Here is a 21,396-nt window from a genome sequence, read left to right as displayed (position 1 = left end):
GCAACTGCCCCTGTCTGGAACCACTGGCTGGTGATCAATACGCGGTCAGCGACCCGCAAGCGGGCACAATTTTCTGTTTCGTCCAGGGGGGATGGCCGGGAAATTCCTTGTTTCCCGGATTTCGAGGTGATTGGCGCGCCCGGCAGGACTCGAACCTGCTGCCTCAAGATTAGAAGTCTCGCGCTCTATCCAGATGAGCTACGGGCGCGCGCCGCCAAGCCCAATAGCGCGCTTTGACGGACAGGCAAATCGCGCTAACCCAACCGGCGATGGAAAACACCTCTCCCGCCAGTGCCGGCGCCGTCGATCCGGCAGCCGCCTTCGACCGCGACCCGGATGACGGCATCCAGGCGACCAGTCATGCGCCAGCCCATTTCCGCTATTACGATCTCGTGATGGCCGGGTTCGTGGCTATCCTGCTGCTGTCAAACCTGATCGGCGCGGCCAAGTTGTCGACCGTGGCTGGGTTTACCTTCGGGGCAGGAATCCTGTTCTTCCCGCTCGGCTATGTCATCGGCGACGTGCTGACCGAGGTTTATGGCTATGCCCGCGCGCGCCGCGTGATCTGGACGGGGTTTGGCGCGCTCACCTTCATGGCCTTCATGAGCTATGTCGTGGTCGCCATGCCCCCGGCCGACAGCTGGCAAGGCCAGGCCGCCTACGAGGAAGTGTTCGGCAGCACCTGGCGCATCGTCGTTGCCTCGATTACTGCCTTCTGGGCGGGCGAGTTCGTCAATTCCTTCGTCATGGCCAAGATGAAGGTGCTCACCAAGGGCCGCATGCTCTGGACCCGCACGATCGGGTCGACCTTCGTCGGACAGGGCGTGGACAGCCTGATCTTCTATCCGATCGCCTTCCTCGGGATCTGGACGACGCAGGACGTGCTGACCGTGATCGTCACCAACTGGGCGCTGAAGGTGGGTTGGGAAGCGGCACTGACGCCGGTGACCTATGTGGTGGTGAACAAGCTGAAAAAAGCAGAGGGGGTCGACCTGTTCGACCTCGATACCGATTTCTCGCCCTTCGCCAGCACCAAGGAAGCTTAGTCCGCTCGCGACAACAAAGCGCTATCCGGAACAATCTCGACCCGCCATTCTACCCCGAGGCGGCCCGCCAGCAGCTTCATGTCCTTTTCGGTCGGGACGCCGAACAGTGCCTCGTGGCTTTCCGCCAGCCGCAGCACCAATGCGCCGTCTTCGAGCACCAGCCGGCTGACTTCGAGCGAGCGGCGCGAGCGAGCGCCGAGTCTGCGCGCAAGGCGCAGGGCCAGACCCCAGCGCACCGCTTCCTCCAGCGCCTCCTCACTCGCGAGCGCGCGCACGCGCTCGGGCAGGTCGAGCACATTGCCATTGGCCGCGATTGCCGCCGCCATCATCGCCCGGCCCTTGCCGTCGACCCCGATCCAGCGCTTGTGCAGCGCCCAGTCGACCGCCTGCGGCAGGCGGAGGTTGGGCTCGACCTGCATAGAGGCGAGCGCGAGCATGGTCGCTGCCAGCCGCAGCCGCTCGCTTCCGTGTTCACGCGCCGGGGCAGCATCGAGCGTCCAGGCGGCCATCCGCGTCGCCAGCGTCACCGGCGCGCCGCGCTGGCTGGCGAATACGGCAATTCCCGCCAGCAGCGGGTCTTGCGCCCGGCTGTGATCGGGCAGGCGATCATAGAGCACGCCCTCGCGCAGGCCCCATGACGAGAACACGATCCGCGCCGGGTTGAGCCGGGCAAGCAGAGCCGACAGCAGCACCGCGGCATCAGGCAGCTTTTCGGCGCGCATGGATGAAATCCGTTCACGGCCCTTCAACGCCTCGCTTTCGCTGCCGGACAATGCGGCGGCGAGTTCTTGTGCAGCTGCCGGATCAAGCTCGAAGCCGTGCGGGTCGCTGAGCGGATGATTGCGCAGCGCCATGGCGAAGACCGCCATCGCCCGCCATGTCCCGCCGACGAGATAGAGCGCGCCGTTATCTGCAGGCGCGGTGCCGGAAAGGTCCCATCCCGCCTTGCGCAGCGCCTTGTCGAGCGCCTTCTTCATCTCGCCCCGCCCGCGTCCGCGATAATCGGGCAGGCGCAGCGTGCCCAGCGGCAGCGTGCTTGCGCCTTCGGCCATGCCCCGCGAAACCCGCACCAGTTCAAGGCTCCCGCCGCCAAGGTCGGCAACGATCCCGCGCGCATCGGGGAAGGCTCCGATCACCCCGTGGGCGCTCAACAGCGCCTCTTCCTCACCCGAGATGACGCGCGGCTCCAGCCCGATCGCTCGGAGTTGTTCGACGAATTCAGGTCCGTTCGTCGCATCGCGAACCGCCGCAGTGGCGACCGTCTCGACATCGCGAATGCCGAGATCCTCGAGCAGCAGCGCGAACCGCTTGAGCCCGCGCAGCGCCAGCGCGGTGGCCTCGTCCGCGAGCCTACCCGTCGCGGTAATCTCTCGCCCCAGCTTGGCAGTGACCTTTTCGTTGAGCAGCACCATGGGCGCGCGCATCGAGCCACCGTATACGACCAGACGGACTGTGTTCGAACCGATGTCGATGATGGCGCGTTCGGGCGTGCTGCCGGCAAAGGCTCCGTCGCGGTCGTCCAGCCGCTTGCGGTAGCTCATGCCGCCGCGCCTCGCCGCAGGCTCAGCTTGGGCACCGCTCCCGCCTCCAGCGCACCCCCGCGCCCGGACAGCGAAGGGTTGGTCATGAAATAGCGGTGGCAATTGAACGGCTTGCCGTCGGTCGTCACGCGCGAATAGGAACCGTCCGGGTTGAGCCACCAGCTCTGCTCGGTATCAAGCATATTGGCGAGCAGGACCTGCTGGAGCACCTGGTCGTGAACCGTGCGGTTGAGGATGGGGATCAGCGCCTCGACCCGGCGATCAAGGTTGCGGCTCATCAGGTCGGCAGACGAGATATAGACCGCCGCCTGCGCGCTCGGCATGGCAGCGCCATTGGCGAAGGCATAGATCCGGCTGTGTTCGAGGAACCGGCCTATGATCGATTTTACGCGGATATTCTCCGACAGTCCGGCGATTCCCGGCCTGAGGCAGCAGATACCGCGCACCACCAGTTCGATCCGCACGCCGGCATTGCTGGCGGCATAGAGCCGGTCGATTATGCCGTCATCGGTGATCTGGTTGCACTTCATCCAGATCGCAGCGGGCTTTTCTGCTCTCGCATTCGCGATCTCGCCATCGATGCGGGCGTAGATTTCGTCGCGCAGGTCAATCGGTGCAATGTGGATGCGTTCCAAAGCGTGCGGCTCGACATAGCCGGTGACGAAGTTGAACATCTTGGCCGCATCGCGCCCCAGCTTGGGGTCGGCGGTGAAGAAGCTCAAATCGGTGTAGATCTTCGCGGTGACCGGGTGGTAGTTGCCGGTGCCGAAATGGCAGTAGGTGCGGAAGGACGAACCCTCGCGCCGTACCACCATCGCCACCTTGGCGTGGGTCTTCCAGTCGGTGAAGCCGTAGATCACCTGCACCCCTGCGCGTTCGAGCTTGCTCGCCCATTTGAGGTTCTGTTCCTCGTCGAAACGGGCTTTCAATTCGACCACTGCGGTCACCGACTTGCCCGCCTCGGCCGCGTCGATCAGGGCGTTGATCACAGCCGACTGCGAGCCCGCGCGGTAAAGCGTCTGCTTGATCGCCACCACGTCAGGGTCAGCGGCGGCCTGGTTGATGAAATCGACCACCACCTCGAAACTCTCATATGGGTGGTGGATGATGATGTCCTTTTCGCGGATCGCGGAAAAGGCATCGCCGTCATGTTCGCGGATGCGCTCGGGAAAACGCGGGGAATAGGCATCGAACTTGAGATCGGGCCGGTCCTCGCCGACGATTTCGGCAAGCCCGTCGATCCCGATCATCCCGTCGGTCTTGATTACCGCAGCCTCGTTGACGCCGAGCTGCTCGAGCAAGATTTCCTCGGCCGCAGGGTCGAAATCCTCCTCCAGTTCGAGCTGTATCACCTGGCCTCGCCGGCGGCGCTGGATGGCGCTGCGGAAGGTGCGCACGAGGTCTTCGGCCTCTTCCTCGATCTCGATATCGCTGTCGCGCAGCACCCGGAACAGCCCGTCACCCTGGATGGTGAAGCCGGGAAACAGCGCCGCAGCATAACGCTGGATCAGGCTGGCGATCGAGATGTAGAGCGCCCCGCCCTCCCCCGTCACCTCGTCCGGCACCCGCACGAAGCGAGGCATGGCGCTGGGGATCAGCACCATCTCGATAAGCTGCTCCTTGTCAGCATCCCGCGTGAGCGTGAACAACAGGCCAAGCCCGCCGTTCTGCACGAAGGGAAAGGGATGCGCCGGATCGATCGCCTGCGGGGTGATGATCGGGAGGATTTCCTCCAGGAAATAGCTCTTGAGCCACTTGTGCGCGGCGGGCTTGAGCCGCCCTTCATCCGCGACATGGATATCGGCCCCGGCCAGCGCTTCGTGCAGTGTGCGCCATATCGCCTGCTGACGGGTGCTGAGCTCGGCCAGCATCTCGCGGATCGCGGCGAGTTGCTGGGTGGGCGATAGCCCGTCGATCGAAGGCCGCCCGATCCCGCGTTGCGCCTGCCCGACAAGGCCGGCGACGCGGATCATCATGAATTCATCGAGATTGCTGCCCGAAATCGACAGGAAGCGCAGGCGTTCGAGCAGCGGGTAGGCCTCGTTACAGGCCTCGGCCAGCACCCGCTGGTTGAACTGGAGCCAGGAGAGCTCGCGGTTGAAATAGGGCGATTCATCGGGGCCAAGTACGGCAAAAGCGGGCATACCCGCAGCCTCGGGGCTATCCTCGGTCTCGATCGGTGACGTGCTCATCGCTTTCCCGTTACGTCAGTCCCGCGCATTGCAAACGGCGCAGGCCACGCGCATGTGTTCGCTTGGCCGCAAGGTGTAAATCACCATGCGGTCGCTGTCGCATGAATGTCAATTTTACTGCGATGCAGCCGTCGCGCGGTTTACAGCAGCGACGTGCTGTCAGCGATCTGGGTAATGCCGCGCTTGCCGTTGGCATCGCGGCCCAGTTGCACGATCACGTCGATCACGCTCGCAGCATAGGCGATGGTATCGCTGCGACTGAGTCCGATCCCGGTCTGCATCACCATCAGCGCCAATTGCTCCAGCGCGCCGCGCAGGGAATTGGCGTGGATGGTCGAAAAGCTGCCCGGGTGGCCGGTATTGATCGCGCGCAGGAAGCTGACGCTCTCTGCCCCGCGCAATTCGCCCAGCACGATGCGATCGGGGCGCAGGCGCAAGGCTGCCTGCAGCAATTCGTTGGCAGTGACCTTCGCCTCGCCCAGCTCGCCCTTGACAGCAACGAGGCCGACCGCATTGGCGCCGGGAAATTTGAGTTCGGGCGTATCCTCGACCAGCACCACGCGTTCATCGGGCGGGATCTCGCCCAGCATGGCATTGAGGAAGGTGGTCTTGCCGGTGCTGGTGCCGCCCGAGATCAGGATCGTACGCCGCGCCCGGATTGCGGCGCGCAAATAGGCGATCGGCTGGGCTTGCGGATCGGGCATGGCGACATGCCCCTCGCCCACCAGCGGGCCGGTGTCATAGGCGTCCAATGGCAGGTCGAGCCGGCGGTGGCGACGGATTGCCATCACCCAGTGCTTGCGCGCAGCGGGCGGTCCGCAGAACTGCACGCGCGCGCCATCCGGCAGGGTCGCGCCCAGCAGCGGGTGTTCGCGGTTGATCCCCTGGTGGCTGACGCGCGCGACCTGTTCGGCAAGGCGCTGCACGAGCCTGTCGTCAATCTCGGGCGTTTCAATCCGCTGCATCCCCGGATTGGCGGCATCCTCGATCCACACCTCGCCCGGGCGGTTGACCATGATCTCGGTCACGGTGTCGCGGTCGAGCCAGCGGCGGAAAGGCGCGAGATAGGCTTCGAGATAGACCGAGCGTTCAGGCGAAAGCGGGGCCGCCGCCCCCTCTTCGCTCGCGCTCAGCCGGTGGATATCCGCGCTCATGCCGGGGTTCAGTTCACGGTGCTGAAATCGAGATCGCGCGCGGTGAAGACGCGGATCGGCTCCCCCATGCGCACGCGGATGGTGGGGCTGATATTGCCCGTCTGCTGGACCGCCGAATTGGCCGCACCCTGCGCACCGCCGGCCACGATCACACCGCCGACCCCGCCGGTCGCCAACGCGCCGAGGCCGCCCACAACCGACAGCAGCAGGCCTGAACCGAAGCGCTTGAAGAAGTGGCTGTTGACGTCGCCCTCCAGCCCTGTGGTGCCGTCGAAACCGACTGCGGGCGAGCCGAGGTTGACCGAAACCCCGTCGGGACGGATCAGCCGGGTCCAGATCACATAGGCGCGCTTCTGCCCCTGCTCGACTCCGGCCTGATACTGGCCGATCAGGCGCGAGGAACGCGGGATCAGCACGCGCTTGCCATCGAAGCTTCGCACGTCCTGGCTCACCACCGCGCGCACATAGCCCGGCACGTCGGTGTTGATCGCGGTCTCGAGGATCGCGGGGATCAGCGTGCCTTCGGTGACGGTGGTCGAGGGATTGGTCATAGCGCGCGCCTGAGCAGGCGCGCCGCCCACGCCGCCCACGCGGCTGGCAAAGGCCGCTGCGCTCGAATTGCCCATGTCAGCGCCGGTCGCACCGGTCGGCGCAGGAGCACCGACAGGGGCTTCGGCAAGGCGCGGGCTGTTGGCCGAACGGCTCGCGTCGAACACCATGGTCGGGCTGGCATAGGGATTGGTGACCGGCATCGCCACCTGCGCGGGCTGGTTGGCGAGCACCGGCGCGGGTGCGGGATCTGGCTGCGGCGTGACCGTGGCAGGCGCGGCGGCGGGCACGGCGACCGCTGCAGGCGCCGCGACGGCGGCCTGCGGCGGGGCAAGGTCTGGATTGCCCACGCTCTCGGGGTCAGGCAGGCGCGCCGATTCCATCGCCCAGAAGGTCACCGCCCCGATCAAAGCGATCATCGCCACCCCGGCGGCAAGGCCCAGCCCGTCACCCCTGGCCTTGCGGTCGGTGACGGCAGGAAAGGCCGCGCGGCTGGCGAGATCGATGATCTCGGCGGATTCCTGCTCGCGCGGGTCGATCGTCTCGTCGGAACCGGCAGAGCCCTTCTTCGGCGGCAGACGCATGGCAAGGCGCATCAGTTGGCTCCCTTCTTGCGCGGCGCCGTCAGTCCGGCGCTGCGGGCGCTCGGAGCAGCGGGGCCGAGATTGGTAAGCGTGGCGGTATCGCGGCCCGAACGCAGGATGATCTGCGGCGGCACGCCGTCAACCACCACCGTTTCGCCGCGTACCGTGAAATTGACCGGGCCTTCCTCGCCGTCTTCGTTGGTGACGAGGATCGCCGGAATCGCGGTCCCGGCGGGCCAGGTCAGGAACACCGCATCACCGTCGTCGTAGGCGCGTGCGGGCAACAATTCGCGCGTTCCCGCGCTTGCCCACTCGAAATTGAGACTGGCCGGATCGGCGACAGCATAAGGATCCTTTGCCGCCGCCAACTCCGCCGGGCTCGCAGCCAGCCGCTCGGCTTCGGCAGCGGCGGCAAGGCGCGCTTCTTCCTCGGCCTTTTCCAGTTCGGGATAGCGGAATTGCAGCACATAGAGCGGCGCATTGCGAGGCGAGGCGACGAGATCGAACAGGTAGGTGCGCTTGTCGGTCACCACGGTCATGTTGGTGCGTGCCGAGGGTTCGAGCGGCTTCACGAACAGGATGTCCTGCGCCTTGTTGGGCTGCACCTGCCACGCGGTCGAATCCCCGATGGCGACATTCTCGATCACCTCGTCGGGGGCGAACTTGATGGTGGTCTGCACCAGCACCTTGCCGTCGATGCGCACCACGCTCGCCTCGTCAAAGACGAGCGTTTTCAGGCGCGGATCGTCGGCCAGCGCAGGGGCGGTGCAGGCGAGCACAAGCGGGGCGAGGGTCAGCCGGATCAGGCCGGGGCGGATCATTGGTAGGTCTCCGAGGGGGTGGGCGCGGCGGGCTTGGGCGCGGCGCTGCCCGAAACCGCTGACGCGGAACGGAAGCGGTTGCCGATGCCGCGGGTGCGCGAGGTCGCGGGATTAAGCGGGCTCACCTGCCCGCCCCCGCCGCTGGTCGCATAGACGCGTGTTTCACGTGAAACAGCGCCGCCAGACCCCGTGTCATTGGCCGCAAGCGCGGGTTGAAGCGGGGCGACGTCGAGCCTGCGGGGGGTCAAGCCGGCGCTGGCGGGGGTCAAACTGGCACCGCGCGGCGTGCCCTGCATGGCTTGCGCAGGCGGCATCATGCGCGGGCCATCCGACCCGCGATCCCGCTCTCGCGCGGGCACCAGACCGAAAACCTGCCAGCCCGCCACCATGGTCGAGGCGACCTTGAGCGCGAGGAACATCAGCGCCATGTGCACCGCGCCGACAAGGAAAAAGGCCATCGCCGCCTGCTGGTCGATCACGCCCGGCACCGCCACCAGCGCGGCGAGGATCGGCACCGAGAGTTCGAGCATGATCGTCCCGCCCAGCACCGCAAAGAGCGGGGCGAGCGCCATCATCGTCAGCCCCTTGAGCCAGCCGGTGAACAGCCCGCGCGTGCCTTCGAACAGCGCCAGCACCACGAAAATCGGTCCCACGGCAAGCAGCAACGCCAGCGCGATCCGCGCCGTGACCAGCAGGCCGACTGTCCCCAGCAGCAGCAGCATCGCCCCGAACCACATCATGCCGGGCGGCGAGAAAGCGTTGATATCCCTTGTGTCTCCGCTCGCCTGCTGGATCGCGAGGAACACAACGTCAAGCTTCTGCGCGAACACGCTGGTCGCGCTTTCGCCCCCCGAGCCTCTGGGCGTGCCGGTGAGGATGCCCGCGATCTGGTCGGGCCCGCCGATGAAGATGTTGTAGAACACGGTCGAAAAGGCGACGAAACTGGTCGCAAAGCCGATCACCAGCCCCAGCGTGATGACCTTTGGCAGCAGCGCCCGCACGCCGAGGTTCGACCGGCCGAGCATCAGCGAGATTGCGAAGAACCCCACATACAGCACCAGCATCAGCGTCAGCGCGAAGGTGAGCTGGCCGTCAGTACCGAACAGGCGGTTGAAGGCCTGTTCGGAAACCCCGCTGGCAATGCAGTCCACCGCCGACAGCGCGGCGGCGACGCCGGTGCCCATCGATTGGGCGGCAAGATCGCAGGCGGTGCTCATTCCGCTGCCTGCCAGACCGGGCCACCGTCACTATCCAGCGCCGCACCATCGGGCCCCATGAATTCTGGCCAAGCCCGGCCGGTGAGCGCCGGAAACCATGCAGCCGGTTCATCGCCCACCGCCTCGCGCAGGAGATCGAGCCGCCTGACCGCGCTTTCGCGGCCCGACAGGATGGTGAGCACTTCAGGCGCGCCGGACAGATCGAGCCGCACCACGACGCTGGCATCGGGCTGGCGCACGAGGAAGCAGCGCGAATGGGCAGGCAGGCTTCGGATCAGCGCAAATTCGTGATCCGTCAGGCCAAAGCCGTCGCAGTAATCCTCGGGCCGCGCGCGGCTGTTGGGCATGAACACCATGGTCGCGGTCTGTTCGACCAGCGCGGTCGAGATGCGGCTGTCGAGCGCATCGCGCGCAGATTGCGTCGCAAAGCCGACCAGGGCGTTGCGCTTCCGAAGGGTCTTGAGCCAGTCGCGGATACGCGCGGCGAAGACTTCGTCATCAAGCGCCTTCCATCCCTCGTCGATCAGGATCATGGTCGGCTGCCCGTCCAGCCGTTCATCGATGCGGTGGAACAGGTACATCATCGTCGGCGTGCGCAGGCGCGGGTTTTCGAGCAGCGCGGTCATGTCGAAGCCCATGACGCGGGTTTCGAGGTCGAGCCGGTCGCGCGCATTGTCGAACAGCCAGGCGTGCTCGCCCTCCCCGATCCACGCCGCCAGCCGGTCGGCCAGATCGCCGGGTTCCGGGCGACGCGTGCCTGCCAGCAGTTCCTTGAAATGCCTCAGGCGCCGCAGCGCGGGGTCGTTGGCATAGGTCGCATCGACCGCCGCCGAAATGGTCGAAAACTCCTCCGGCCCTTCGGCCTTGAGCAGCACCGCCAGCCAGTCGCGCAGGAAAGCGCGGTTGGCGGGGGTGTCGGGCAGGCTCAGCGGGTTGAAGCCGGTGGGCTGGCCCGGCGCGATCCGGTCATAGCGCCCGCCGATGCCGCGAATGAACAGCTCCGCGCCGCGATCCTTGTCGAACAGGATGGTGCGCGGTTTGAACTTTTGTGCCTGTGCGGCGAGGAAGTTCATCACCACGGTCTTGCCCGAACCCGACGGGCCGATGACCGAGAAATTGCCCAGGTCGCCGTGGTGGAAATTGAAGAAGAACGGCGTGGCGCTGGTGGTTTCCAGCAGGGTCACCGCATCGCCCCAGTGGTTGCCGCTCGCCTGCCCTAGCGCAAAGCCGTGGAAAGACCCGAAGCCTGCCATATTGGCCGAGGAAATCAGCGCGCGGCGCACGATATATTCCTCGTTGCCCGGGAACTGCGCCCAGAAGGCCGGTTCGAGGTTCGTGTCCTCGCGCACCGCGATCGCGCCGGTATCGGCCAGCGCGGCAGCGCAGGCGGCCATCGCATCGTCGAGGCGCGGCAAGGTGCTTTCGCGGACCAGCACGGTGAGGTGATGATCGCCGAAGCCCACAGCGCCGTTGCCGAGCGCATCGCGCGCGGCCAGCATCTCGCCCCGCTCTGCGGCTGCTTCCTCGTCGACCGACCGCGAGCGGCGCAGCGCGAGGTCGATGCGTTCCTTCGCCGTGGTGCGCTCGTTCGGGGCATAGCTTTCGCTCACCACCATTTCGAACGGCAGGCGCAGCAGGTTGTCGAGCAGGCCGGGCGAGGTCGCTTCGGGGTAGTCTTTCAGCCCGAGAATCGCGGCGAAATCGGGCGCCGCGCTGCCCCTCAGTTCCATCGCATCGAGGCCGAATGAGGCACGGCGATAGGGGAGCATCTGGCCGATATCGGTGTCTTCCGACGGTCGGCGCACCGGGCGCATCTCGCCATTATATAGCGCCGAGAGCAGCTCCAGCATCTCCGAATTGGTGCCGCTGCTGCCGGGGGCCTGGTAGTCGCCAAGCACCGCCGCGCCATAATTCTGCAGGCTGGCGACGAGGCCGGTGATCGCGGCCTTGAGGCTGCGGATATCCTTGGGATCGGCCTCAAGCTCGTCTGCGCCTGCGCGGCTGAACAGCTTGGAAAGGCGCTCCGGCAGGCCCGTCTTGCCGCGCGCGGGGCGGCGGATCAGGGTCACGAACTGATCATTGATGAACAGCGATCCCCCGGCCAGCCGCTGCTTCCAGCGCGCGTCGATATGGCGCGAGAGGGGATCGGGGAATTCCGCATCGAGCTCCACCTCCACGCGGCGGCGGATGACGTGGTGATACATCACGAAACGCGCATCCAGCGTCGAACGCAGCATCACCTCGCGCGTGGCGGCGTGGGCATTCAGCGCGTCGGAATCCTCGGTCTCGAACAGCAGACCCGGCACCTGGATCGCGCTCATGACCGAGCCGTCGCGCAGCAGCACGGTGTTTTCGTCGATCAGGCGGGCATAGGGCAGGCGGTCGCCGACCTTGGCCTCCTTCGCGCTCCACGCGGCAGGGCCGATCCACTTACGGGGCATAGGAATTGCACCCCCAGCGCTTGAAATTGGGCACGCGCGGGCATTTCGAAACCTTGGTGATCCACAGGTCGAAAATGCGCGGTTCGCGCAGCGAGGCGAAATAACCGATGACGTGCATCACGATCGGCACGGGGATGATCCAGAAGCTCTTGAGGATCAGGAAGGCGATGGTCGTCACCATCAGGTTGATGATGAAGAAGTTCATCGTCACGCCCGCGAACATCTGCGGGCGGGTGAGCGCGCGGTGGACCGGATGGCGGACAAGCTCGCTCATCGCCTTCGCCCTTACCCGGCCGCCGACTGGATGCCGGCCACGATGGTGGTGGCGCCGAACAGGATGAAGACGCCGATGATCACGGTCGCGCCGAAGCGCCAGTTCATCCGGCCGGTCAGCATCATGAAGCCGATCGCGGCGACCGCCATCACGGCAACCGTGGTCGCCACCGTGCCGAGCAGCGTGCCCTGCAACCACAACAGCGCATTGTTGATCGGGCCCGAGCCCGCCGGATCGGCTCCTTGCGCGAACGCCGCGCTGGGCGCGAGCGCGAGTGCCAGCAGCGCGGCGATGCGGGCGGGAAGGCGGAATAGCGAAGTCATGCAGTCTCTCATCGTCCTGATAATGGCGCAGCAGGCCTATTGGCCAGCGGGGCGCGAATGGCTGGCGAGGCGGCCCATGATGGCCGCCACATAGTGTTTCGTCTCGCGAATGTTCGGGATGCCTCCCGCGCGCTCGACCCTTCCGGGGCCGGCGTTGTAGGCGGCCAGAGCCTTTTCGAGATCTCCGTCGAACCGGTCGAGCTGTTCGCGCAGGTAACGCGCCCCGCCCTCGAGATTCTGGAAGGGATCTTCGGGGTTGACCCCGAGATAGCGCGCCGTGCCCGGCATCAGCTGGGCGAGGCCCCGCGCGCCGACCGGCGAGACGGCATTCTCGCGCCAGCGGCTTTCCTGCCACACCACCGCCTCGAGCAATGCGGGCGACAGGTCGAACCGTGCCGCGAGTTCGTTGATCTTGGCGGTATAGCGAGGCGGCACCGCGGCGGCGTTGCGCGCAGGATCGGCGATGGCAGCATCCGGCAGCGCCAGCCCTTCGACCGCCACCGGCGCGCTGCTTTGGTCCGCCGCGGCGGTTCCCGCGAGCGGCCCTGCAACCCAGCGTGCTCCCTCCACGCCCAGTTCGAGCACGTCGGCATGCGCCGCGGTAGCGACGGTCAGCAAGGTAGCAGCAATGGCGGCGCGGCATGCCGCGGCGAGAATCATTCCAGGGCCCTCCAGAATGTCTCCCTATTGTCTATCCTAAATGACAGGCAGGTGACAGTCCCCGCCGTGCTTTCCGCCGTCGCACCCTCGCCCGGCAGCAAAACGGACGGCCCGCCTTGCCGGCAAGCCGCCCGTCTCGTGCCCCGGTGCGCCCCGAAAGGCCGCGCGGGAAGGCATGTCAGTCGCGATAGGTCAGCTGTTCGCCGCGGGCCGGGCCGCTGCGAAACTCTCCGCGCTCCAGCATGCGGATCGCCTTGCGGGCAAGACGCCGCGAATCGGTGGCGGTGCCGTCGGCGGTGTCGAGCTCGACAACCTCGTGGCAGGTCAGCGCGGCCTCGAACGCGGTGCGGGCCTTCGCATCCTCGCCCTTGTGGGCATAGGCGATACCGAGATTGATCAGCACGGCCGGGTCATGCGGATTGGCGGCAACAGCGCGCTGCAGCACCGCCAGCGCCTCGTCCTCGCGTCCGGCGGCAAGGGTCTGGGCGGCCAGATCGCCCTCGGGCGCGGCCTGCAGTTGCGCGACGGGCGCATCGGCCAGCGGGGTAGCGGCGACAAGTGCAATTGCGAAAGCGGTTACGGACATGGGGCTTGGCTCCTCTTCCAGTTCGACGAGCATAGTGACTCAGCGCGCTCCTCAATGCAACAAAACCGTAACACTGTAATTTTTCTGCAATTTTTGAACCTAGACAATTGCTTTTACAGTGTTTTTCTCTGTAACATTTGAGGAGAAGCGACACCCCGCTTTTGTCATATTTGACTTTCTTCAGTCATATTTCAGCAAATGCCACGCGGCTGTCATGCTGCAAGAATTCTGTCACGCAGCCCCCCTAGCGAAGCGGCGCGCACTTGAATCTCTGACCCGCGCTTTCATCGATTCTCGGTTTTTGAGGGGACCGCACGCTGTGAAAAACATTCAACGCACTCTCGTTCTGGGTTGCAGCCTCGTTGCTCTGGCTGGCTGCGGCGCCGACGAAATCGTCTCGCCCGGCACCAGCGGCGACATCAACGTGAACATCACCAACCCGGCGCCCACGCCGACGCCGACCCCGACCCCGACCCAGTCGCTGGTCACTCCGGCGGCCGGCTGCCCGACCATCAACTCGACCGGCGGCCTGACCGATGCCGGCACCATCACCGGCCCGACCGGCACCTGGCGCGTCTGCACCCTGCCTGCCACCGTCGACGCCAGCGACACGCTGCCCTATGTGGCGGGCCTGCTCTACCAGCTTGGCGGCCAGACCTTCGTCGGCACCGACCAGGGCTTTGCCAGCACCGGCAACAACGTCACGCTGACGGTCGAGCCGGGCGTGATCGTGTTCGCGCAGGGCTCCTCGGCGCTGATCGTCAACCGCGGCAACCGCCTCAACGCCAACGGCACCGCCGATCGCCCGATCGTGTGGACCAGCCGCGACAACGTGATCGGCGTCGCCAACGACAACAGCCAGCAGCAGTGGGGCGGCGTCGTGCTGCTCGGCCGCGCGCGGGTGTCGGACTGCTCGACCGGCGTGTTCAACACCGATGACACCTTCTCGCAGAACACCACCTGCCAGCAGAACCTCGAAGGTGCGGCCACGACCATTCCCTATGGCGGCGCGAATGATGCCGACAATTCGGGCTCGATGCGGTTCAACCAGATCCGCTTCTCCGGCTTCGAACTGGCGCCGGGCAACGAACTCCAGTCGCTGACCACCGGCGGCACGGGTTCGGGCACGGTGATCGAGAACCTGCAATCGTTCAACAGCTCGGACGACGGCGTCGAATTCTTCGGCGGCACCGTGCGCGTTCGCAACCTCGCCGTCATCGGCGCGTCCGACGACTCGATCGACGCGGACACCGGCGCGCTCGCCGATCTCGACACGGTCGTGGTCGTGCAGCGCACCACCACCGGCGACTCGATCATCGAACTCGATTCGAACAACGGCGCCAACACCCCGATCGCGGCCCGTCCGCGCACCCGCCTGCAGGTGAACAACTTCACCTTCGTGGAAAATTCGGCCGGTTCCAACGGTGCGATGGTGCGTGCCCGTGGCGGTGCGGCGCTCAGCCTCACCAACGGCGTGATGAACAAGCTCGACGGTGACGGCACCTTCTGCTTCCGCATCGACGAGCCGGAAACGGTTGCGGCGCTGATCGGCATCGATTCGGTCGTCTGCGACGGCGGCACGACGCGCCAGGCGCGCGGCAGCAGCGGCGTCTCCAACGATCAGGCGCTCACGGCCGTGACGTCCGGCACCAACGTCAACCTTGCCTTCACCATCACGCTGACCGGCGTGGTGATCAATGGCACGGGCGAGAGCGGCGTTACCCCGTTCGCCGCAAGCGGGCGGTCGAGCTTCTTTGCGCCGGACCGCACCTTCATCGGTGCGATCGAGAACCAGGCCGGCCTCGAAGCGGCCTTCCGCAACTGGACCTGCAACTCGGCGACGCTCAATTTCGGTAGCGCCACCGGTGCCTGCACCACGCTGCCGGTCTACAACTGATCGCGCCTTTCGAAATCCGGGAGGCGCCGCATACAGCGCGCGCCTCCCGCTTTCGTTCTATCCGGCCCTGCGCGGCCGGCACCTATCACAGGCCTATTCATGAGGGGGTCTAGCATTATGTCGACCGGCAAGCGCCTGGCAGGGCTGCTGCTTCTCACCACGTCGCTCACGCTTCCCGCCATCGCCCACGCCCAGTCGGCAGAGGCACAAAGCGATGACGCGCTGACCGCAGAAGTGGAGGACACCCCTCCCGAGGAAGAGCTCGAACAGCCCGATGTCTCGATCCCCGGCGGCGGCATCATCGTCACCGGACGGCGCAACCGCAATCCGGAACGCGCCTCGACCCAGGTTCTCAACGTCCTGTCCGAGGCCGATATCGCCCGCAGCGGCGAAGGCGACATCGCCGGCGCGCTGGGCCGGGTGAGCGGCCTTTCGCTGGTGGGCGACGGGCGCGTGTTCGTGCGCGGCCTGGGCGACCGCTATTCGCTCGCGCTGCTCAACGGCCTGCCGCTGCCCAGCCCCGAACCGCTGAGCCGCGTCGTCCCGCTCGACATTTTCCCGACCAGCGTCATCTCCTCGGGCCTCGTGCAGAAGACCTATTCGGCCAACTTCCCGGGCGAATTCGGCGGCGGGGTGATCAACCTCACCACCAAGGCGGTGCCGACCGAGGACTTCCTCACCATCAGCATCAGCGGCGGCGGCGATACCGAGACCACCTTCGAGAACGGCCTGACCTATTTCGGCAGCCGCTGGGACACCTTCGGCTTCGACAACGGCAACCGCGATATTCCCTCGAACCTGCAGACCTTCTTCGACAGCGGTCAACGGATCGAGAACCTTACCCCCGCCGAGGCCGGGCCGATTGCGGGACAGCTGTTCCCGACCAACCTTGTCACCCTGCAGAAGAACGACAACCTGCCGATCAACTTCAGCGCCAACATCACCGGCGGGATGTCGTTCGAGCTTGGCGGGGACACCTATCTCGGAATCGTCGCCACTGCGGGCATCAGCAATTCCTGGCGTAACCGTTCGGTGCTCAGCGAACAGGGCAATGCCGATCTCAGCCAGTTGTTCGGCACCAGCAACACCTTCATCACCGACAACAACGTGCTGGTGAACGGTCTGATCGGCGTCGGCCTCGACATCGGCGAGCACACCATCCGCTGGACCAATCTCTACATCCGCGACACGCTCAAGACCGCACGTCTGGGCGAACGGACCGACTTCCTGCTCGGCGTCGACGGGGTCGATTACCTTTCGCAGCAGACCGCGTGGTTCGAACGCCAGCTGATCGACACGCAACTGGTGGCCGAGTTCGAATTCGGCAAGCTCGATGTCGATGTGCGCGGCGGCTTTGCCCGCACCGACCGCGAGGCGCCGTTCAACGCGACCTTCGAATATGTCCGCACCAACAACCCGTCGAATATCTTCGGCGACCAGTTCCTGGTAAACATCGGCGGCACTCTGCCGGTGCAGGCGCAGCGCCCGATCGTCGAGTTCGACGATCTTCAGGAAGACCAGTATTTCGGCGGGATCGACCTGTCCTACGAGCTGCTGGACACGCTCAGCGTGACCTTCGGCTACGCCTATTCGGACACCGCACGCCGGTCTTCCAGCCGGGGCTTCGTGCCGCTCGTCTCGTGCGGACCGATCTGCGAATTCATCCCCAGTGAGCAGCAGGTTCCGGTAGTTGAGGCGCTGGGGCTGCGCAGGCCCGGCGACATCATCAACGGGGCAACGCTGGCCGGCTTCAACGTTGCCCTGTTCGAACGTTCGCCCTTCCCGGTGTTCGACGCCGCGCTGGAAGTCCATGCCGGCTACGGCCAGCTGCGCTGGGTTCCGACCGACACGCTCACCATCGAGGCGGGCGTGCGCTACGAGGACGGCCAGCAGAACGTCGCGCTTGACCAGTCGATCTTCACCACGCCGATCCCCGGCGCGATTCCGACCGACATCGCCAACGACTACTTCCTGCCCGGCGGCACGATCACCTGGGAGGCGACCCCCGACCTGCAGCTGCGGCTGTCGGCATCCAAGACCATCGCCCGCCCGCAGTTCCGCGAGCTGGTCGAACAGCTCTACTTCGATCCGGAATCCAACCGCCGCTTCATCGGTAACCCGTTCCTGCAGGACAGCGAGCTGATCAACCTCGAAGGCCGCGCCGAGTACTATCTCGGCGGACCGAACAAGATCAGCATCGCCGGCTTCTACAAGGAAATCGACAACCCGATCGAAAACTTCCTGATCTTCATCCCGGGCGAGCTGCGCACCAGCTTTGCCAACGCTCCTTCGGCCGAGCTCTACGGGGCGGAAATCGATGCAGCCTATGCCTTCGATCTTTACGACATGGGCGGCTTCTTTGAGACCAAGCAGCTGCTGCTGCAGGCCAATTACACCTGGGCGCAGTCGAGCATCTCGGTCGCGCCGGGCGACCTTGCCCCGATCCCCGGCAGCCCGCAGCAGGACGCCAGCCAGCTGTTCGACAACGGCGCGCCGCTGGTGGGTCAGTCGGACCATGTCGCCAACGTTTCGCTCAGCCTCGAGGATACCGAGAAGGTGCAGCAGCTCACCGTGCTGCTCAACTATGCGAGCGAGCGCGTGACCCTGCGTGGCGGCCCGCTGCCCGACGTGGTCGAGGATCCGGGCCTCACGGTCGACCTCGTCGCCCGCTCCGAGGTCAATCTCGGCGGGGTGCCGCTGGAGCTGAGCTTCGAGGTGCGCAACATCTTCGGTCGCGACAATTTCGAGTTCCAGGAATTCCAGGGCAACCGGATCGAGATCAACACCTTTCAGGTCGGCACGGCCTTCAGCTTCGGGCTCAAGGCGAGCTTCTGATCGCGCGCGCCCGGGCCGGATAGACAGAAAGGCCGCTCCCTGCCGGAGCGGCCTTTCTTGCATGGCGGGCATAGCGCCGCATTCGGCACGATCGGGCGTCCGATTGTCGCACCATCATGGTGTCACCCGGACGGGCGGGATCGGGTGGATTCCCGTCACTCCCACAAGCTGCGCGCCCGTCTTCCGGCAAACCCCAAAATGGGTACTCTGCCTGCTGAAAACCGCTCTCCGCCAGCCTAGCGTCCCTTCACCGCAATTTTGGAGGGGAACGGGAAATGAAGATCAACCATCTGCTGGCGACGACAGGTTGCTGCTTCCTCTTGCTGGCCGCACCTTCGATGGCTGCACAGGAAAATACCGCGTCATCCAGTGACGCAGAGGTCGCAGCCGAGGAGCAGCTCGATGAAGCGCTCAAGCGGTTTGGTTACCTTGCCGGCCTCGCACGCGGCTGCGTCGTGGACGATCAGCAGGGCGCGCTGGAGCGTGAAGTGCTTGATCTCAATGGTTCGATCACCCGCTTGTTCGGGATCGACCGGGCATTCCTGTTCTCCTCTGCCTTCGGCTACGGCACCTCGATCGAGGTGAGCACCGATGAATGCATCGAGGTGATGAAGAACTACGAGCTACGCGTGGCGAGGCACCGCGCGGCCGCGGGAGGAGTGAAGTGATGCGCCGCGCATTGCAGCTTCTCCCGCTTTTCGCCTGTGGCCTGACTGCCATGATCGCTTTCCCGTCGGCCGCCAATGCCCAGAGCTGGGAAATCCGGCGGGAAATCCGCGAGGCCAACCGCGAAGTCGCACGCGAGCGCGCCGAGGGTGCACGCGAGATCATGCGCTGCAAAACCAGAGCCTGTGCCGAGCGCGAGTATCGCGAAGCCAACCGCGAGGTCGCCCGCGAGCGCCGCGAAGCGCGGCGCGAGGTCAGCCGCGAAATCCGCGAGGCCTATCGCGACCGCTGGTATCGCGGAAACGACCGCTGGTATCGCGATGGCCGTTACTGGGGCCGGGACGAATACCAGCGCCGCTATTATGACCGGCGCGACAAGAACGGGAATGCGCTGACGGGCCTGTTGGTCGGCGCGGCGGTGGTCGGTGTGGTCGCAGCGATCGCGGACGACGACAATTGATCGCACTTCATTTGCTGGGCGCGACGGTGATGATCACCGCCCCCCTTCCCGCAGACGATACGGAAGCCCAAGGCGCGGTTACCCCCGGCGAGATCGAGACCCGGGAGCAAGAGGCGCCGCCCGCGTCCGATGCGCAGGACAAGCACTTCACTTTCGTCGTCAGCCCCTATGTCTGGGTGCCCACTGTCACCGGGAATATCGGCACGTCAGCCCAGGGCCTCGACTTCGCGCTTGATGCTGGCGATCTGCTCGAGGTGTTCGAGTTCGGCGGGCTGATCCATGGCGAGGTGCGGCACAAATCGGGCTGGGGGGTGTCGACCGACTACATCTTCGCCAATCTTGGCACCGGCGTCGACATCCTGATCGGCGATGTCGATGCCGATATCGATGCCGAGGTGATGGAACTGACGCTCGTCAGGCGCATCGACATGGATCGCCACTCGCTCGACCTGTACGGCGGCATCCGGCGCTGGGACGCGGATGTGGAGATCGCGATCACTACGGCCTTTTTCGACAGCACCATCGTCACCGGCGACGAATGGATCGATCCGATTGTCGGCGCACGCTATCAGCACCAGCTCTCGCGTCGCTGGCGGCTGCTGTTCCAGGGCGATATCGGCGGGTTCGGCGCGGGTTCGGACTTCACCTGGAACGCGGTTGCCGGGGCAAGCTATTCGCTATCGGACAAGGCGTCGTTTCAACTGGTGTTCAAGAGCCTGAGCGTGAACCGTAAAAGCCCCGCCATCGGCAATGGCGCGCCGATCGATCTCGATATCGCGATCACCGGCCCGCTGATCGGCTTTGCCTACCGCTTCTAGGCTGGAGGCAGCGCGCCTTTGATGTGCACCTCCTGCTGCGGGTAAGGCATGGTCAGTCCGCGCGCGTCGAATGCTTCCTTCACCTGCCGGGTCAGATCCCAGTAAACGGCAAGATAATCCTCTGCCTTGACCCATGGACGACACACATAATTGACCGCGCTTGCCGCAAGTTCGTTGGCAGCGACCTGAGCTTCGGGTTCACTGAGAATCTTGGGATGGGCGGCGACCACGGCATTGATCGTGTCGAGCACTTCCTGGATCGGATCGTCGTAAGAGGCACCAAAGACCAGATCGACCCGCCGGATATCGCTCGCCGATGCGTTGACGATGACATTGCCCCAGACATTGCGGTTGGGCACAACGATCACCTTGTTGTCGGCGGTTGCAATGGTGGTGGCGACGATGCTGACCTTCTGCACCGTCCCGCTGACCCCGCCGACATCGATGTAATCGCCTTCGTCGAAGGGCTGGTTGACGAGGATCATCAAGCCGCTCGCGAGATTGCCGAGCGTGTCCTGGAAGGCGAATGCGAGAATGAAACTCGCACCGCCGATCAGCGCGAACAAGGGCGTGATGTCGATGTCGATCGCTGCCAGCACGAACAGCAGGCCGACGATGATGAACAGCCAGAAGAACATCGTGGCGATGAAGTTCTGCAGCAGCCGCGACAGGCGCGAGAAGCGGCCCAGCCAGACATGCACGAAACCGCGCGCAAAGCGTGCCGCGAGCACGATTGCGCCGAGCGCCAACAAGGCGATGCCGATCCGCTTGAGCAGCGCGACGCCCCCGTCGGACCGTCCGAGCCAGGTGACCAGCGCACCTGCCAGCGCGCCGGTGCCGGCCTGTGCGGTCTCCTCATAGAGCACCGCCTCGCGATAGGCGCGAAGGTCCGCCACCCGTGCCGGATCTCCGCCCTTGCGCTCGAAAGAATCGACCGCCATCGAAAAGCGCCGGAGCAGCCCGGCGCGCTGTTCGACCATGCGCGCCAGACGGGCAAAGCGCGGGTCGCCCTCCTTTGCCGGATTGCGGCGGATATCGGCCTGAAGATCGGCAATCTGCTGCGTCGCGGCGCGGACATTGGCGAGCCACAGGTCGGTGGCATCGGCGAGTTCCAGCTTGGTCAGCGGTATCAGCAGGTGCGCGAGCTCATCGACGGGAACGGCGGGATCGGCGACACGCGACAAGGGAGCTTCGGCCTTGGCCCGAGGCGATGCCGCGGCATTCGGGGGTGACGAAGCCTCCTGCGCTGAAACCGGCACCGCCAGGACGGCAAGCAGCACCGCCAGAAATTGCGCAAGCAGCCTCGATATCCGCGTCACGCCGCGCTCCCGT

General features: G+C 65.5%; 18 protein-coding genes and 1 tRNA gene. 6 read left to right on the top strand and 13 right to left on the bottom strand.

The features are described 5' to 3' along the window. Nucleotides 1-131: 131 nt before the first annotated feature. A tRNA-Arg gene (locus tag I603_RS12065) sits at nt 132-208 on the bottom strand. A 61-nt stretch (nt 209-269) separates the two neighbouring features. On the opposite strand from I603_RS12065, the gene I603_RS12060 reads away from it, so the two are divergent. Beyond that, nucleotides 270-1,046 carry a queuosine precursor transporter gene (locus tag I603_RS12060; protein ID WP_084440084.1) on the top strand — a complete coding sequence of 259 codons (777 nt, stop codon included), beginning with the start codon at nt 270-272 and terminating at the stop codon, nt 1,044-1,046. On the opposite strand, the gene I603_RS12055 is transcribed toward I603_RS12060, so the two are convergent. The 11 genes from I603_RS12055 to I603_RS12005 all read right to left on the bottom strand — a co-directional run bounded on the left by I603_RS12055 (nt 1,043) and on the right by I603_RS12005 (nt 13,388). Next, nucleotides 1,043-2,587 carry a Ppx/GppA phosphatase family protein gene (locus tag I603_RS12055; RefSeq protein ID WP_068865381.1) on the bottom strand — a complete coding sequence of 515 codons (1,545 nt, stop codon included), beginning with the start codon at nt 2,585-2,587 and terminating at the stop codon, nt 1,043-1,045. The two genes, I603_RS12060 and I603_RS12055, sit on opposite strands and share 4 nt — an antisense overlap. Next, nucleotides 2,584-4,779: an RNA degradosome polyphosphate kinase gene (locus I603_RS12050; RefSeq protein ID WP_084440083.1), complete on the bottom strand. Its 2,196-nt coding sequence runs from the start codon at nt 4,777-4,779 to the stop codon at nt 2,584-2,586. The genes I603_RS12055 and I603_RS12050 overlap by 4 nt, the downstream gene beginning before the upstream one ends. A gap of 140 nt (nt 4,780-4,919) precedes the next feature. Beyond that, entirely contained in the window at nt 4,920-5,933 is a 1,014-nt protein-coding gene (virB11, locus tag I603_RS12045; RefSeq protein ID WP_068865379.1) for a P-type DNA transfer ATPase VirB11, read from the bottom strand. Between the two features lie 8 nt (nt 5,934-5,941). Further along, nucleotides 5,942-7,078, bottom strand: coding sequence for a TrbI/VirB10 family protein (locus I603_RS12040; RefSeq protein ID WP_232305373.1), 1,137 nt, complete (start codon nt 7,076-7,078; stop codon nt 5,942-5,944). Continuing rightward, nucleotides 7,078-7,887, bottom strand: coding sequence for a TrbG/VirB9 family P-type conjugative transfer protein (locus I603_RS12035; protein WP_068865375.1), 810 nt, complete (start codon nt 7,885-7,887; stop codon nt 7,078-7,080). Before I603_RS12035 ends, I603_RS12040 begins: the two co-directional genes overlap by 1 nt. Further along, a complete protein-coding gene (locus I603_RS12030) occupies nt 7,884-9,104 on the bottom strand; it encodes a TrbL/VirB6 family protein (RefSeq protein ID WP_068865372.1) in 1,221 nt (406 codons plus the stop codon). Before I603_RS12030 ends, I603_RS12035 begins: the two co-directional genes overlap by 4 nt. After that, nucleotides 9,101-11,545: a VirB4 family type IV secretion/conjugal transfer ATPase gene (locus I603_RS12025; RefSeq protein ID WP_068865370.1), complete on the bottom strand. Its 2,445-nt coding sequence runs from the start codon at nt 11,543-11,545 to the stop codon at nt 9,101-9,103. The genes I603_RS12030 and I603_RS12025 overlap by 4 nt, the downstream gene beginning before the upstream one ends. Then, nucleotides 11,535-11,819 (bottom strand): VirB3 family type IV secretion system protein, encoded by a 285-nt coding sequence (locus I603_RS12020; RefSeq protein WP_068865368.1) that lies wholly within the window; start codon nt 11,817-11,819, stop codon nt 11,535-11,537. Before I603_RS12020 ends, I603_RS12025 begins: the two co-directional genes overlap by 11 nt. Nucleotides 11,820-11,830: 11 nt before the next feature. Further along, nucleotides 11,831-12,142, bottom strand: a complete 312-nt coding sequence (locus I603_RS12015) for a TrbC/VirB2 family type IV secretion system protein (protein ID WP_068865366.1) — start codon at nt 12,140-12,142, stop codon at nt 11,831-11,833. 36 nt (nt 12,143-12,178) lie between these two features. Further along, nucleotides 12,179-12,802 carry a lytic transglycosylase domain-containing protein gene (locus I603_RS12010; RefSeq protein ID WP_068865364.1) on the bottom strand — a complete coding sequence of 208 codons (624 nt, stop codon included), beginning with the start codon at nt 12,800-12,802 and terminating at the stop codon, nt 12,179-12,181. A 178-nt stretch (nt 12,803-12,980) separates the two neighbouring features. Further along, nucleotides 12,981-13,388 (bottom strand): tetratricopeptide repeat protein, encoded by a 408-nt coding sequence (locus I603_RS12005; RefSeq protein ID WP_068865518.1) that lies wholly within the window; start codon nt 13,386-13,388, stop codon nt 12,981-12,983. 319 nt (nt 13,389-13,707) lie between these two features. On the opposite strand from I603_RS12005, the gene I603_RS12000 reads away from it, so the two are divergent. The 5 genes from I603_RS12000 (at nt 13,708) to I603_RS11980 (ending at nt 20,064) form a co-directional block, all read left to right on the top strand. Continuing rightward, nucleotides 13,708-15,285, top strand: coding sequence for a hypothetical protein (locus I603_RS12000; RefSeq protein WP_068865362.1), 1,578 nt, complete (start codon nt 13,708-13,710; stop codon nt 15,283-15,285). Between the two features lie 117 nt (nt 15,286-15,402). Further along, nucleotides 15,403-18,120: a TonB-dependent receptor domain-containing protein gene (locus I603_RS11995; RefSeq protein ID WP_068865360.1), complete on the top strand. Its 2,718-nt coding sequence runs from the start codon at nt 15,403-15,405 to the stop codon at nt 18,118-18,120. A 275-nt stretch (nt 18,121-18,395) separates the two neighbouring features. Further along, a complete protein-coding gene (locus tag I603_RS11990; RefSeq protein WP_068865358.1) occupies nt 18,396-18,788 on the top strand; it encodes a hypothetical protein in 393 nt (130 codons plus the stop codon). 50 nt (nt 18,789-18,838) lie between these two features. Beyond that, nucleotides 18,839-19,246 carry a hypothetical protein gene (locus I603_RS11985; RefSeq protein WP_086621808.1) on the top strand — a complete coding sequence of 136 codons (408 nt, stop codon included), beginning with the start codon at nt 18,839-18,841 and terminating at the stop codon, nt 19,244-19,246. Beyond that, nucleotides 19,243-20,064 carry a hypothetical protein gene (locus I603_RS11980; RefSeq protein ID WP_157090871.1) on the top strand — a complete coding sequence of 274 codons (822 nt, stop codon included), beginning with the start codon at nt 19,243-19,245 and terminating at the stop codon, nt 20,062-20,064. Before I603_RS11985 ends, I603_RS11980 begins: the two co-directional genes overlap by 4 nt. On the opposite strand, the gene I603_RS11975 is transcribed toward I603_RS11980, so the two are convergent. After that, nucleotides 20,061-21,383 (bottom strand): mechanosensitive ion channel family protein, encoded by a 1,323-nt coding sequence (locus I603_RS11975; protein ID WP_143736715.1) that lies wholly within the window; start codon nt 21,381-21,383, stop codon nt 20,061-20,063. The two genes, I603_RS11980 and I603_RS11975, sit on opposite strands and share 4 nt — an antisense overlap. Between the last annotated feature and the right edge of the window lie 13 nt (nt 21,384-21,396).

Origin of the sequence: Erythrobacter dokdonensis DSW-74 (assembly GCF_001677335.1) — a bacterium.
Classification (GTDB): Bacteria; Pseudomonadota; Alphaproteobacteria; order Sphingomonadales; family Sphingomonadaceae; genus Erythrobacter; species Erythrobacter dokdonensis.
This window is presented reverse-complemented; position numbering and strand designations above follow the sequence as displayed.